Annotated in this window: 11 protein-coding genes; 5 read left to right on the forward strand and 6 right to left on the reverse strand. The window is 71.1% G+C overall.

The annotated features are described in order from the left end of the window. The first annotated feature begins 187 nt into the window (after nucleotides 1-187). The gene (locus tag OHN19_RS41515) at nucleotides 188-373 is read left to right on the forward strand and encodes a hypothetical protein (RefSeq protein WP_123758558.1); all 186 of its coding nucleotides are present in this window, start codon (nucleotides 188-190) and stop codon (nucleotides 371-373) included. A 9-nt stretch (nucleotides 374-382) separates the two neighbouring features. Here the strand turns inward: OHN19_RS41515 and OHN19_RS41520 are convergent, their stop codons facing one another. The 4 genes from OHN19_RS41520 to OHN19_RS41535 form a co-directional block, all read right to left on the reverse strand. After that, a complete protein-coding gene (locus tag OHN19_RS41520) occupies nucleotides 383-2,731 on the reverse strand; it encodes a glycosyl hydrolase family 95 catalytic domain-containing protein (RefSeq protein WP_330269176.1) in 2,349 nt (782 codons plus the stop codon). 117 nt (nucleotides 2,732-2,848) lie between these two features. Next, entirely contained in the window at nucleotides 2,849-3,736 is an 888-nt protein-coding gene (locus OHN19_RS41525; protein ID WP_330269177.1) for a PfkB family carbohydrate kinase, read from the reverse strand. 41 nt (nucleotides 3,737-3,777) lie between these two features. Further along, nucleotides 3,778-4,236: an iron chaperone gene (locus OHN19_RS41530; RefSeq protein WP_123758556.1), complete on the reverse strand. Its 459-nt coding sequence runs from the start codon at nucleotides 4,234-4,236 to the stop codon at nucleotides 3,778-3,780. A gap of 217 nt (nucleotides 4,237-4,453) precedes the next feature. Beyond that, nucleotides 4,454-4,909, reverse strand: coding sequence for a carboxymuconolactone decarboxylase family protein (locus OHN19_RS41535; protein ID WP_330269178.1), 456 nt, complete (start codon nucleotides 4,907-4,909; stop codon nucleotides 4,454-4,456). A gap of 183 nt (nucleotides 4,910-5,092) precedes the next feature. Here OHN19_RS41535 and OHN19_RS41540 point away from each other — a divergent pair, with 183 nt between their 5' ends. Next, nucleotides 5,093-7,564, forward strand: a complete 2,472-nt coding sequence (locus OHN19_RS41540; RefSeq protein WP_330269179.1) for an ATP-binding protein — start codon at nucleotides 5,093-5,095, stop codon at nucleotides 7,562-7,564. Between the two features lie 220 nt (nucleotides 7,565-7,784). Next, nucleotides 7,785-9,503 carry a cellulase family glycosylhydrolase gene (locus tag OHN19_RS41545; protein WP_330269180.1) on the forward strand — a complete coding sequence of 573 codons (1,719 nt, stop codon included), beginning with the start codon at nucleotides 7,785-7,787 and terminating at the stop codon, nucleotides 9,501-9,503. 78 nt (nucleotides 9,504-9,581) lie between these two features. Here OHN19_RS41545 and OHN19_RS41550 read toward each other — a convergent pair whose 3' ends face one another. Further along, nucleotides 9,582-10,154, reverse strand: a complete 573-nt coding sequence (locus tag OHN19_RS41550; protein WP_330269181.1) for a TetR/AcrR family transcriptional regulator — start codon at nucleotides 10,152-10,154, stop codon at nucleotides 9,582-9,584. 146 nt (nucleotides 10,155-10,300) lie between these two features. On the opposite strand from OHN19_RS41550, the gene OHN19_RS41555 reads away from it, so the two are divergent. Together OHN19_RS41555 and OHN19_RS41560 are read left to right on the forward strand one after the other, a co-directional pair. Further along, nucleotides 10,301-11,320, forward strand: coding sequence for an aldo/keto reductase (locus tag OHN19_RS41555; RefSeq protein WP_330269182.1), 1,020 nt, complete (start codon nucleotides 10,301-10,303; stop codon nucleotides 11,318-11,320). 368 nt (nucleotides 11,321-11,688) lie between these two features. Then, nucleotides 11,689-12,609, forward strand: a complete 921-nt coding sequence (locus OHN19_RS41560) for an LLM class flavin-dependent oxidoreductase (protein WP_330269183.1) — start codon at nucleotides 11,689-11,691, stop codon at nucleotides 12,607-12,609. Here OHN19_RS41560 and OHN19_RS41565 read toward each other — a convergent pair. Further along, on the reverse strand, nucleotides 12,572-13,480 hold the full coding sequence (locus tag OHN19_RS41565; protein WP_330269184.1) for a glycoside hydrolase family 16 protein: 909 nt from the start codon (nucleotides 13,478-13,480) through the stop codon (nucleotides 12,572-12,574). The two genes, OHN19_RS41560 and OHN19_RS41565, sit on opposite strands and share 38 nt — an antisense overlap. Nucleotides 13,481-13,680: the final 200 nt, after the last annotated feature.

Here is a 13,680-nt window from a genome sequence, read left to right on the forward strand (position 1 = left end):
GCTGTGTGACGTCGTGTTGCGAGAGTGTCAATCGCGCCCCATGGGCACGTCAAGAGGTTCCGAACGATGTCCGATGGGTCGAACATCGCTCATTTCCCGGCATGCCCAGCGGAGTTGGGGGCAATCGGGGGGTACGCAACGCCATGACCTCAGACATCTGAACGTCATGACCTAGACATTCGAAGGGATGGGCAACATGCTCGCCATCATCTCCGCGGTCCTGTTCTTCATCTCCTTTCTGATCAACGCCGCGGACATCTCGACGAACGACACCTTCACCTCGACGAACATCATGCTGCTCGGCCTGATGGTGCTCGCCCTCCACCTGGCAGGCGTCGGCAGCGGCTGGAACGTCCGCGGCCGCAGGTCGTGAGGGCTCAACTCAGGCGCGGGGCAGCCCCCAGCGCGGTGCGTCCGCGTTCGGACGCACGGGCGCAACGCTCAGGTCGGGCCGGTCCCCCCTGGCGGTGACGAGCGCCGACTCGCCCTTCCGCAGCGCGATACGCACGGCCCCGTCACCCGCGTCCTCGTGGCGCAGGGGACGGCCGTGCCCGTCCCGCACCTCGATCGGGCCCGCGATCCCGTGCCGTACGACGCAGGGGGCGCCCGCCTCGCTGACCAGCCGCACCCAGCGGGTGATGCCGCCCCGGCGGACCGCGCTGAGAAGGAAGGCGCCCTGGGTGCGGAAGCGGTGCACGGTCAGGTCCTGCCAGGCGGCGGGCAACGCGGGGAACACCCTGATGACACCGCCCCACGACTGACACACCATGTCGTGCAGCGACTGGGCCGCCGACAGGGGGGTCTCGATGACCGGGCCCGACTCCTGGTACATGGTGTTCGGTTGGATGAAGCGGGTCATCAGCTCGCCGAGATAGTTCAGCGCGTCCTCGCCCTTGCCGAGCAGCGCCGACATGGACGCGGCACCGGTGAACGTATAGCCCTGGAGAGCCCCCTCGAAGCCCACCCAGTGCGCCAACGACCGCTCGATCAGGGCGCGTTCCTCGGGTGTGCGGCCGGTCACCTCGTACAGCGGATACACCGCGAGCAGATGCGAGTAGTGGCGGTGCGACTTGGCGAAGGGGATGTCCGCGCCGATCATGAAGCCGTTGCCGTCGACCGGGTACGGCGTGAGTCTGGCGAGGACGTCCCGCCAGCGGGGAGCCGACTTGTCGTCGATGCCCAGGAGTTCGGCGGACTCGACGAGGGTCCGGCACCCCCAGGTCAGGAGCATCAGGTCGTAGTTGCAGTCGCGCGAGTCGCCGCCGTACTCCGGTGAGAAGGTCGCGGGCAGATGCAGCCTGCCGTCCGGTCCGGGCTCCAGGAAGTGCAGGTAGTAGTTGATCGCCTTGCGCAGCAGTGGGAACAGGACGTCGCGGAGGATCGACTCGTCCATCGTGTGCCGGTAGCTCAGCCAGACGTTGTGCAACGCCCAGGTCAGATTGCCGACTTCGGGAGTCGGCGGGTCCTGCCCGGGGATGCCGACGCCGTAGCCCATGAGGGGGCTGATCGCGCCATTGACCAGCTGGGGGTCGGTGGTGCGCGGGATGCCGAGCGAGTCGGCGCGGTACGGCGTCGGCGTCTCCTGCGCGAGATTGTCCCGGAACTCGCTCAACGCCCGGGTGATGGCGTCCAGTTCGAGATGGTTGGAGCCGTGGATGAGCCAGTACTCCAGCTGTGCGTTGAGGTTCCACCAGGTGTTGGGCCAGGGGGTCGGCTCCAGCCAGGGCCCGCTGGTCGCCATCACGGGGGCGTCGCGGCGGGCGGCGGCCGCGGTCTTGTACAGCTGGATCCAGTAGAAGCGCTGGATGCGGGCGTCGGGGACGGACAGGAAGCTCTTGCGGTAGTAGGCGTGCCACCAGACGCGGTGGTCCAAGGCCAGTGCCGAGTAAGGGTGTTGGGCGGCGGCGCGTACCGTTTTGAGGGCCTGGCCGAGCGCTGTCGTCTTCGGGTACGAGTGCGCGACATGCGCGTACAGGGTCCGTGTCCGGCCTCTGCTTCGCTCGCGCCACGCGGTCACGTGCTGTCCGCCGGACAGCAGCGGCTGCACGGCGGCGGTGATGCCGTCGTGGTCGGCGACCTGGGCGGGCGGGTTGCCCCGGTAGCCGTCCGGGAGAGGCTTGAAGGCGGCGCGCGGGCTGATCGCCTCCGCGGGGTGGAAGACCCAGCGGAAGCCGCGCTCGCCCTCGCTCGGCGTCACCTCGACGGCGAGCACCGAGCGGTCGTTGTGCACCAGGGCACGCAGTCGGAGCGTGCCCTTCTCGGTGGTGAGTGTGCCGGTCAACTCGGCGTCGCGCAGCGACAGTCGCCAGTCGAGACCGGTGATCGCGCCCACGGGCTCCAGCGTGAAGTGGCCGATCGGCAGTCGGGCGAGGCCGAAGAGAGAGCCGAACTCCGGCCGGTGGTCCTGTACTTCGGAGTGCTGGACGTTGAAGCGGACGGCGGTGGAGGGCGCTCCCGGCTCGGCGTAGATTCCGGAGCCGAGGAAGCCGTTGCCGAGGAACGGGCCCTCGTACCAGGCCGTCGGCATCCGCTGCCAGACCAGGTCGGCGTCGTCGAGCACGGTGTGCCAGGGGTCGCGGGCCGGCTCGGCCGCGGTGGCTTCGCCGGCTTCGGTGGGCTCGGCCGCTGCCGTCTGCGCGGTCAGGCCCGAGGTCAGCAGTGCGCCGCTGACGGCGGTGCCGGTGGCGAGGACGGTGCGTCTGGACGAATCGGGGGCGGCGGGCGAGGACATGGTGCCTCCAGACAGGCTCAGCTCGGCTCTGTGTCAGGAATCATCGGAGCTATCCCGCATGGCAACTTAGAGTTGAGGCTGCTGGTCGTCAATGGAGTGGGATAGATCCGATGTGTATCACCGGCTCTGCATCCAGGCCCGGGTGCCGAACGAGGAGCAGGCCCGCGAGGCCGCCACGGCCGCACCGCGCAAGGCGTCGACGAACCCTCTTGGGGTCAACTCCCCCTGCGCGGCGAGGTGATGGGCGAGTGCCCCGTGGAGAACGTCACCCGCGCCGAGCGTGTCCGCGACCCGGACGGCGGGCACGTCCACGGTGCCGCCGCCGTCGGGGCCCGCCCATACGATCGGCCGCCCGCCGCGGCTGACCGCCGTCCAGGCGACCCCGTGCTCGCGCAGAAAACGCAGGGTGTCCTGGGGGCCGTCCGTGCCGGGAGGCCGGAAATCCGCCGAGCACACGGCCACGTCGATCGAGGACAGCAGTTCCTCCGTGCCGGGCTTCCAACTGCCCCCGTCGAGAACGGTCCGACGGCCGGCGGCCCGCGCCGCACGGGCGGCGGCCGTCGCCAGCTCCATGTGATGGCCGTCGAACTCGACGATGTCGCAGGCCGCCACCAGCGCGTGGAGGTCGGCGGGCGGGGCGAGCCTGGCACCGCTCGCGTTGGTCGACGCGACGGCACGGTCCCCGCTGGACGCGGTGACCAGAACGGACGACACGGCCGGCGGCTCGACCGAGCCGGCCGCCAGGTCGGACACGTCCACGCCCAGTCGGCCCAGATCCGCCGCGATCACGACTCCCAGCGGATGGGACCCGATCCCGGTGAGCAGCCGAGCCGAACCGCCCAGGTGGGCGAAGGTCACGGCCGCGTTCGCCGCCGGTCCGCCCGCGGCCACCACCTGCTCACGGGCCGTCAGTTTCTCGTTGGACCCCGGCACATGGTCCACGAGCTGAACGACGTCCAAGGTGCACAGGCCGATGAACAGCCCTTCGAGACGTGGGCTGTTCATCGGCTTGTGCATCTGTCGACCCCTCTTCCCGCTCGTGCTCCTCAGCCCGCCGCCCTCTTCACCAGTTCACCGATCCGCGCCTCGTCCGCCGCGGTGAGCTTCGTGAGCGCGAAGGCGGTCGGCCACATCGTGCCCTCGTCGAGGTTCGCCTTGTCGTTGAAGCCGAAGGTCGCGTACCGCGCGTTGAACTTCTGCGCGCTCTGGAAGAAACAGACGACCTTGCCGTCCTTGGCGTACGCCGGCATCCCGTACCAGAGCTTCGGCGCCAGGTCCGGCGCGCTCGCCTTGACCACGGCGTGGATCCGCTCGGCCATGACCCGGTCCGAGTCCTGCATCTCGGCGATCTTCGCGACCACGGCGGCCTCTTCCTCCGCCGCCTTGTCGGCCCGGGAGCTGCGGCGCGCCGACGTCTTGAGCTCCTGGGCGCGCTCCTTCATCGCGGCGCGCTCCTCGTCGGTGAACGTCTCGGTCCTCTTCGTGGTCTTCCGCGTGCTGGTCATGACGGTTCCTTCCGGCCTCGGACGGTCAGGGCGTGGTCAGGTGGTGGGGAGGGGCGGGCAGGGCGACGGGGCGGGGACAGGGCTCAGGGACATCCTCACGCGGGACGGCGCATCGCGCCGGTCAGCCCCACGATGGGCGGCGGGTCGCGCCGGTCGGCCCCACGCGGGACCCCGTATCGCGGCGGTCGGCCCCACGTGGGACGGCGGGTCGCGCCGGTCAGCCCCACGCGCCGGCGATCTGCCGGGTCGTGGCGTTGAGCCGGTTGAACAGGTTGGTCACACCGACCATCAGCACGATCGCGGCCAGCTGCTTCTCGTCGAAGTAGGTGGCGGCGGTGTCCCAGATCTCGTCGCTCACCGCGTCGGGACGGTCGGCCAGCCGGGTCGCCGCCTCGGCCAGCGCGAGCGCCGCCCGCTCCTCCTCGGTGAAGTAGGGGGCCTCCCGCCACGCGGCCACCGTGGCGAGCCGCTCGTCGCTCACCCCGGCCTTACGGGCGGTCTTGGCGCCGCCGTCGACACAGGCGCTGCATCCGTTGATCTGGCTGACCCGCAGATGCACCAGCTCCAACGTCTGCCCGTCCACGCCGGCGCTGTGCACGGTCTTCATGAGCTGCTGGATGGGCTGCATCGCGTCGGACAGGACGACGGCGGGGTTCTGCATACGGGACTGCATCTGACTGCTCTCCTTCGTCGGACTGTGCCCCGTCCCTGCGGGGCGTGATTCCATCTCAGCCGAAAGGGGTTGTCAGGACGACGGCCGTGGGACACCGTGGGACAGCCGCAACGGCGTTGAACAGGCACGATCCGGCCCGGACAACTACTGCCGGGGCGGGACAGGGGGCGGGGGACAACAGTGGTGGAGCACGACAGAACAGCGGGCCACGATCCGAAGGAGGAGCTGGCCGCGCGGTTGCGGATGCTCCAGGAGCTGTCCAAGCGAGGCGTACGGGCCCTCGCACGGGACGCAGGACTCAGTTCGTCGTCGCTGTCCCGCTACCTCAGCGGCCGAACCGTCCCGCCCTGGCCCGCGGTGATCGCCCTGTGCCGCCTGGTCCAGCGCGACCCCCGCCCGCTGCGCCCCCTGTGGGAGCGGGCCTCCAACCCCCTTCCGGCGCCGCCGAAGACCAGCCGCCAGGTCCCGCCCCCGGCGCCGCCCGCCGGGGTGCCGCGGCCGCCCCGCAACGACCTCCCGCGGGACGTGCCCGACTTCACCGGCCGCGAGGCCCAGCTGAGGGCGGTGCTGGACGGGATCGCCGACAGCCGGGTGATCGCCGTCGACGGCATGGCGGGCGTCGGCAAGACCTGCCTGGCGGTGCACGCCGCCCACCGGCTCATCGCCGACTACCCGGACGCCCAGCTCTACCTCGACCTGCACGGCTTCACCGCGGGCCGCGCACCGCTCGACCCCGACCGCGCACTGCGGACCCTGCTCGCCGCGCTCGACGTGCCCTCCGAGAAGGTCCCCCAGGAAGGCGGCGTCGAGGAGCTCGCCGCCTGCTGGCGCTCCGAACTCGCCCACCGGCGGGCCGTCGTGGTCCTCGACAACGCGGCCGACGCCGAGCAGGTCCGCCCGCTGCTGCCCGGAGCCGGTCCTTCCGTCGCCCTGATCACCAGCCGCAACCGGCTGCTGGGCCTGGACGAGGTCCCACCGGTCTCCCTCGACGTCCTCACCGAGCAGGAGAGCGCCGAACTCCTCGCCCGCGCCGGCGGCGAGGCCGACGACCCCGAGGGGCGTCTCGCCCGTGACCCCGAGAACACGGCCAAGGTGCTCCGGCTGTGCGGTCGGCTGCCGCTGGCCCTGCGGCTGACCGGGGCCCGGCTGCGGCACCGGCCGGGCTGGACGGTGGGCATCCTCGTCGAGCGGATGGCGGAGGGGGCGAGCGAGTTCGACACCGCGTTCGCCATGTCCGTACGGCAGTTGGACCGTGCGAAGGCCCGGCTGTTCCGTCTGCTCGGCCTGCTGCCCGGGTCGTCGTTCGACGAGTACGTGGCGGCCGCGCTGGCCGATGTGCCACTGCGCGACGCGCGGGCCATGCTGGAGGACCTCCTGGACGCGCACCTCGTCCAGCAGCCGGCGGCCGGCCGTTACCGGCTCCACGATCTGGTCCACCAGCACGCCCGCCGGACCACCCTCGAGCAGGACTCCGCGACGGAACGGGACCGGGCGCTCACCCGGGTCCTCGACTACTACGTGCACGCGGCCGCCGCCGCGGACGCCGCGATGCCGTTCCCGGGCCTGAGCCGCGCCGCCTCGGTGGGCGGCCCCGCGGCCGAAGTACCGCGGTTCGACCACAAGATCGCCGCCCTGATCTGGTTCGGCACGGAGTACCTCAACCTGCTGGCCGCGTTCGAGGCGGCGGAGAGCGCGGGCGCCGACCGGCACCTGTGCGAACTGCCGCGCTTCATGCGGGCGTACTTCGCCCGGCGCTGCGGCACCACGATGCTCAACGGCCTCTTCGAACGGTCCCTGGCCGCCGCGCGACGACTGGGCGAGCCCCTGCAACTGGCCGAGGCCCACAGCGACTTGGGCTTCGCCCGCTACAACGCGGGCCGGATGGCGGAAGCGGCGGCCGCGTACGAGACGGCCGCCTCGTTGGTGTCGGAGTCCGCTGACCTTCGCGTCGAGGCCGAACTGACCATGCGGCGCGGCTACTTGAGATGGGACGAGGGATACGTCGAAGAGCCCCTCGGCCTCTTCCGGCTGGCGGGAAAGCTGTACGCGGACGCCGACTGCCCCATGGGCACGGCCCACGCGACCGCGTACGAGGCCTGGGCGCTGCTCCAGCTGGGGCACCGCGAGGAGGCCGCGCAGCTCGCCCGCACGGCGCTGGAGGTCCCGCACGCCGACGGGGCGTGGCCGCCCACCCTGACGGCCCTGATCACCCTCGGCGTGGCCGTCGCGGACGAGGAGCCCGACGAGGCCACCGAGCACCTGACCCGGGCGCTCGCGCTCGCCCGCGAGGACGGCCACCGGCACAACGAGGCCTGGTGCCTGAACTGCCTCGGCGTGGCCCTGCGGCGGATGGGCCGCTACGACGAGGCGCTGGCCGCCCACGAGCAGGCGTTCTCGTTGCTGGACGAACTCTTCGAGGAGCACTGGAAGATCCACTTCCTGAACCCCTATGCCGAGACCTGCCGTCTGGCAGGCCTGCCCGAGCAGGCCCTGCACCTCCACCGCCAGGCCCTGACCCTCGCCCAGCGGCTCGGCAACCGCCCCGCCGAGGCCCAGGCCCACGAGGGTCTGGCAACGCTCCTCACCGAAACGGACCCCGCCGCGGCGAGGGAACACCGGGCGGCGGCGCGGGCGGTGCTGCCGGAGGTTCCCTAGAGCGGCCCGTCGTCCAGGACCCAGGCAAAGCCATCGGCATGAGGGAAGCGCTTCGACGCGCGAGCTTTTGAACTCCCATGCGGAACAGCCCGTTCACTACGTCAGCCGGTTGCGCTAGGCTCCCGCCGCATGTCGAAGCGCTTCGACGATAACGCATTCGACGACGCTTTCGACGATGACGCCGACGTGGCGGAAGCCCTTCGACTCAATGGAGAGTTCTATGCCGAGTTCAGCCGGTCTCACTCGCCGCCAGGTCATGACGACCTCCGCGGCCCTCGCCGTCACGGCGCTGTCCGTCCCGACGGCCGCCCAGGCCGCCGCCCGGTCCACCGGCTCCGCCACGTCGGCGTCCGCGCTGGACGTGGTGGCCGCCATGCAGCCCGGCTGGAATCTGGGCAACACCTTCGAGGCCATCGGCGCCGACGAGACCGCGTGGGGGAACCCGCGGGTGACCCGGGCGTTCCTGCGCAGACTGAAGGCGCAGGGCTTCAAGAGCATCCGGATCCCGGTCACCTGGGGCCAGCACGAGGGCCCGGCTCCGGCCTACACCCTCGACCCGGTGTTCCTGGCCAGGCTCAAGGAGGTGGTCGACTGGGCCCTGGCCGACGGCTTCTACGTCCTGATCAACATGCACGGCGACGCGTGGCAGTGGGTGCCGGACATGCCGACCCGGCACGACGAGGTCCTGGCCCAGTACACGGCCACCTGGCGGCAGATCGCGGCCGCTTTCCGGGACGAGCCGCGCCGGCTGCTCTTCGAGAGCATCAACGAGCCCTTCTTCAACGGCAGTTCCGGCGACGCGCAGAACGCCGTCCTGATCGACGAGCTCAACACGACCTTCCACTCCGTCGTGCGCGCGAGCGGCGGACGCAACGCCGACCGGCTGCTGGTCATGCCGACCCTGGGGGACACCCCGGACCAGCCCAAGATCGACACCCTGCTCGCCACCTTCGCCGCGCTCGACGACCCGAACCTCGTGGCCTCGATCCACTACTACAGCTTCTGGCCCTTCAGCGTGAACCTCGCCGGCTACACGACCTTCAACGCGGCCACCCAGCAGGACCTGACCGACACGTTCGACCTGCTGCACAGATCCTTCGTGGCCAAGGGGATCCCGGTCGTCGTGGGCGAGTACGGGCTGCTCGGCTGGGACTCCGGCCCCGGCACGGTCGAAGAGGGCGAGACGCTCAAGTACCTGGAACATCTCGGCTATTACGCGCGATACCGGGGCCTGACCACGATGCTGTGGGACAACGGCAGCCGCTTCAACCGCCGCACCATGCAGTGGAACGACCCGAGCCAGTACGCCCAGATACGTTCGAGCTGGACCGAGCGCTCCGGTACCGCGTCCACCGACCAGCTCTTCGTGCCCAAGGGCAAGACCGCGACGGACGCGACGATCACCCTGAACCTCAACGGCACCAGGCTGAAGAGGATCGACGCCGGTGGCCGCCCCCTGATCCGGGGCGCGGACTACACCGTCAGCGGCAGCACGCTGACGATCGCGGCGGCGACGCTCGGCCGGCTGACCGCGTCGCAGGAGTACGGCACGAACGCCGTCCTCTCCCTCCGGTTCACGAACGGTGTCCCCTGGGCCGTCAATGTCATCACCTATGACAAGCCGGTGCTGACGAGCGCGACCGGCACGACGACCTCCCTGGTCATCCCCACCGCGTTCAACGGCGACAAGCTGGCGACCATGGAGGCCGTATACGCCGACGGCACCGCCGCAGGTCCGCAGTCCTGGACGACGTACAAGCAGTTCAACGTGGCCTTCACGCCGGACCACACCGCGGGCACGATCACGTTGCCGAAGGCGTTCTTCGACGAGGTCACCGACAACGCCACCGTGACCCTCACCTTCCACTTCTGGAGCGGGGCGATCCTGACCTACACGCTGACCAGGTCCGGCACGGCGGTCACGGGCACCGCCGCCTGAGAACGGGCCGACGGAGGAGGCGGGGGCACGGCCACGCGGCCGACGCCACCGCCTCCGCATGTTTCCCGGTGGGCCCGCTCACACCCTGAGCCCGGCGACGAGGATCCCGATCAGCCGCCGCGGGTCGTAGCGCGGGTCGCTGTCCGCGCCGATGCAGAGGTTGCCGACGCCGCGCATCAACTCGTACGCCTGCACACCCGAGCGGATCTCCCCGGCCTCGGCCGCCGCGTCGAGCAGCTGGGTGCAGACGGGCACCAAGCGGTCGAGGAAGTACGTGTGGAGCGCGTCGAACCCCGCGTTGTCGGACTGCAACACGCCCGCAAGGCCGTGCTTGGTCACCAGGAAGTCGACGAACAGGTTGATCCACCGCTCCAGCGCCTCGTGCGCGGTCGGGCTGCTCGCGAGCAGAGCCGGGCCGGCCTCGGCGCAGGCGTCGACCTGGTGCCGGTAGACGGCGATGATCAGGTCCGCGCGGTTGGGGAAGTGCCGGTAGATCGTGCCCAGTCCGACACCGGCCTCGGCGGCGATGTCGCGCACCGGCGCCTCGACGCCCTTGGCGACGAACACCGCGGCCGCCGCGTCCAGCAGGGCCTCCTTGTTGCGCCGGGCGTCCTTCCGGCGCGGGGCCTCGCGCCCCGAGCTGTCGTTCACCGTGCTGCTTCCTCCGTCGCTTGCAAAAACGGAACGCCGTTCCGTATCGTTCCGGAACGAGGTTCCGTTTGCCCATGATGGCAGAGCGGGACTCTCGCGACCAAGCCATGCCCTTTGGGCTCCCGCTCCCTCGGAGGATCACGCTCATGCAGTACCGGCCCCTGGGCCGCACCGGCGTACAGGTCAGCTCCCTCGCGCTCGGCGCGATGAACTTCGGCCGGATCGGCCGCACCACGCAGGAGGAGGCCACCGGGATCGTCGACGCCGCGCTCGAGGCCGGCGTCAACGTCATCGACACCGCCGACATGTACGGCGACGGCGAGTCGGAGGAGATGGTCGGCAAGGCCATCGCGGGCCGCCGTGACGATGTCGTCCTTGCCACCAAGGCGGGCATGCCGATGGGCGAGGAGCGCAACCACCAGGGCAGTTCGCGCCGCTGGCTGGTCAGGGAGCTGGAGGCGAGCCTGCGCCGCCTGGGCGTCGACCACGTCGACCTGTACCAGATCCACCGCTGGGACCCGAGGACCGGCGACGAGGAGACGTTGTCGGCCCTGACCGACCTCCAACGCGCGGGAAAGATCCGCTACTTCGGCTCCTCGACCTTCCCCGCCCACCGCATCGTGCAGGCCCAGTGGGCGGCCCGCGAGCACCACCTGAGCCGCTACGTCACCGAACAGCCCAGCTACTCCATCCTCCAGCGGGGCATCGAGACCCATGTCCTGCCCGTCACCCAGGAGTACGGCCTCGGCGTGCTGGCGTGGAGCCCGCTGGCCTCGGGCTGGCTGTCCGGCGCGATCCGCGAGGGCCGGGACATCAGCACCCACCGCTCGGGGTTCCTGCCCGAGCGCTTCGACACCGCGGTCCCGGCCAACCGGACGCGACTCGCCGCCGTGGAGCGGCTGGCGACACTCGCCGAGGAGGCCGGACTCTCACTGATCCAGCTCGCCCTCGGCTTCGTGACCGCGCACCCCGGCGTGACCAGCGCCCTCATCGGCCCGCGCACACTCGATCACCTGCACTCCCAACTCGCCGCCGCGGACACGGTCCTGACCGCCGACGTACTCGACGCCATCGACGAGATCGTCACCCCCGGCACCGACCTGGCCCCGGAGGAGAAGTTCGACACCCCGCCGTCCCTCCTCGACGCGAGCCTGCGCCGCCGCTGACCACTGCCGCGTAGGAAGGGTGACGAGGAGGGCGGGGGAGTCGGGGCCGAGCGCCGCGGGTGCGGACGTGCACAAAGACGGCTCCCGGCCCGCGCCGCGCGTGCCCGCGCCGCGCATCACGGTGGCCGATGGCCCGCCCGCGCAGGACGGCGGCTCAAGGAGACCACGCCGCGCAGGACAGCGGCTCAAGGGCCGCACAGCGCAGGAAGGCGGCTCAAGAGCCACACCGCGCAAGCAGGTGGTCCAAGCGTCGTGCCGAGCAGGCGCGAACCCATGACCCCCGACTCACGACCCGCATCCCGCCGCACGCGGTGGGCTCGCCCCACACCTCACACAGCCGCCGACTTACAGGAAAGGCTTCCCACCCCATGCCCCACCACCCCCCGCCCAGCTTCGGCATCATGACCGCCCCCATGCAGACCGGCTACCAGGACATCCTCCGTGTCTGGCGCGAGGCGGACACGATCCCCGCCATCGAGCACGCCTGGCTCTTCGACCACCTCATGCCGATCGGCGGCGACCCCGACGGACCGGCCTACGAAGGCTGGACGCTCCTGTCGGCGCTGGCCGCACAGACCCGGCGCCTACGGCTCGGGGTCATGGTGTCCAGCAACCGCTTCCGGCCGCCCGCCCTGCTGGCGAAGATCGCGACGACCGTCGACATCGTCTCCGACGGCCGACTGGACTTCGGCATAGGCGTCGGCTCCCGCCCCGACCACCCCCTCGCGAGGCGTGAGTACGAGGCCCACGGCCTCCCCTTCCACGACTCGGCGCACGCGGTGGGCAGCCTCGACGAAGCCTGCACGCTGATCAAGCGCCTGTGGACCGAGGACAAACCCTTCGACGCCCACGGCACCTACCACCACCTCACCGGAGCCTTCGGCAACCCCAAGCCGGTCCAGCGCCCCCACCCCCCGGTCCTCATCGGCGGCCGCGCCTCCTCGACGCTGCGCACCACCGCCCGCCACGCCGACCTGTGGAACATCCCCGGCGGCGACATCGAGGACGCCGCCCGCCGCAGCGCCCTGCTGGACCGCTACTGCGAAGAGATCGGCCGCGACCCCGCGGAGATCACCCGCTCGATCCACCTCGCGGTCTCCTACGACGACCCCGCCCACGCGCGCGACGCGATCACCGAAGCCCTCACCGCGGGCTTCACCCACATCGTCCTCGGCCTGCCGACGCCCTACCCCGCCCACGTGGCCGGGTGGGTCGCCGACGAACTCATCACCCCGTCGCTCCGAACGGCCGTCACTTCCAGCCGTACGCGTACGCCGCCACCCACGTGATGTCGAGCTGTGCGCTGCTCCCCGGCGCCGCCCCCGGACCCTCCAGCGCGCTCTCGTTCTGGAGGACCCAGGACAGCGGCCGGGCCGGTACCCCGCGGGTGTCATGGCCCGTCAGCCGGCCGTCGACGAAGAAACGGACGTGGCCCGGCGTCCACTCGGTGGACACGGTGTGCCATTGCGTCCAGTCGTCACTGCCGGGGAAGTAGCCCTGCTCACCGCCACCGCACGGGTGGTGGAAGGAGCTGAGGGAACCGTTCCACTCACCTTCGGGATGGTCCATCTCGCAGCCCCCGCCGTAGTGCAGCCAGGCGGACTTGTACCCCGGAGCCGGCTTGGTGACCTTGATGCGCGCGCTGAACTTGCCGTACTTCATCTGCATCACCGCCCGCGGCACCAGCGCGGCGGCATGGACGGGGCCTCCGTCGGCCGGCCGCCACATCCGCACGGACATCCTGCCGTCGCCGTTCGCCGCGGGACCGACGCTCACGGTGTCCTCCGGATGGTAGACCCCCACCACCTCCCGGCTCCGGCTGCGGGCGGTGTCGGGCCAACCCGTCGGATACGCCCACCAGTTGTCGCGGTACTTCCCCTTCAGGCCGCCGCAGTAGGCCGCGGACGTGTCGACGTGGTGCTCGCAGTCGCTGAAGGAGCCCAGCGGCACCCGGTCGCCGTTGAAGTCCTCGGCGAGCACCTGCCAGAACGGCCCGCAGTCGCCGCGGGGCAGACGGTCGGTGGTGGTGCGGCAGGCGTCGGTCCCGGCGGGGGCGCCGGATGCCCGGGGGAGGCCCAGCAGGCCGCCGACCACGAGCAGGAGGCTCGAGGCCGTCACCAGGACTCGCCTGTGGTGGTGCGGCGCTGCGTGTGAACCCATCCCGAGGCTCCTTCAGGCCGACGGCCGAAGTCGTCCCTCCTTGCCGCGGGGAGCACCGGAAGGGCCCGTGCACCGCGGTGGGCGGACTGCACTTCGCGAAGGAACATCCTCACCCGCGAAGCCTCGCGACGCCATCCCCGTGCAGCCATCCCCGTGCAGCCGTCCCCCGTGCCGCCCATCGCCCGCGCTCGTAGCCGCCA

Origin of the sequence: Streptomyces griseorubiginosus (assembly GCF_036345115.1) — a bacterium.
Lineage (GTDB): Bacteria > Actinomycetota > Actinomycetes > Streptomycetales > Streptomycetaceae > Streptomyces > Streptomyces griseorubiginosus_C.

Coding starts and splice junctions, on each gene's coding strand:
- OHN19_RS41535 (WP_330269178.1), bottom strand. CDS start 4,909: ATGCAGTCCCGTATGCAGAACCCCGCCGTCGTCCTGTCCGACGCGATG.
- OHN19_RS41560 (WP_330269183.1), top strand. CDS start 11,689: ATGCCCCACCACCCCCCGCCCAGCTTCGGCATCATGACCGCCCCCATG.
- OHN19_RS41545 (WP_330269180.1), top strand. CDS start 7,785: ATGCCGAGTTCAGCCGGTCTCACTCGCCGCCAGGTCATGACGACCTCC.
- OHN19_RS41525 (WP_330269177.1), bottom strand. CDS start 3,736: ATGAACAGCCCACGTCTCGAAGGGCTGTTCATCGGCCTGTGCACCTTG.
- OHN19_RS41555 (WP_330269182.1), top strand. CDS start 10,301: ATGCAGTACCGGCCCCTGGGCCGCACCGGCGTACAGGTCAGCTCCCTC.
- OHN19_RS41515 (WP_123758558.1), top strand. CDS start 188: ATGGGCAACATGCTCGCCATCATCTCCGCGGTCCTGTTCTTCATCTCC.
- OHN19_RS41565 (WP_330269184.1), bottom strand. CDS start 13,480: ATGGGTTCACACGCAGCGCCGCACCACCACAGGCGAGTCCTGGTGACG.
- OHN19_RS41520 (WP_330269176.1), bottom strand. CDS start 2,731: ATGTCCTCGCCCGCCGCCCCCGATTCGTCCAGACGCACCGTCCTCGCC.
- OHN19_RS41530 (WP_123758556.1), bottom strand. CDS start 4,236: ATGACCAGCACGCGGAAGACCACGAAGAGGACCGAGACGTTCACCGAC.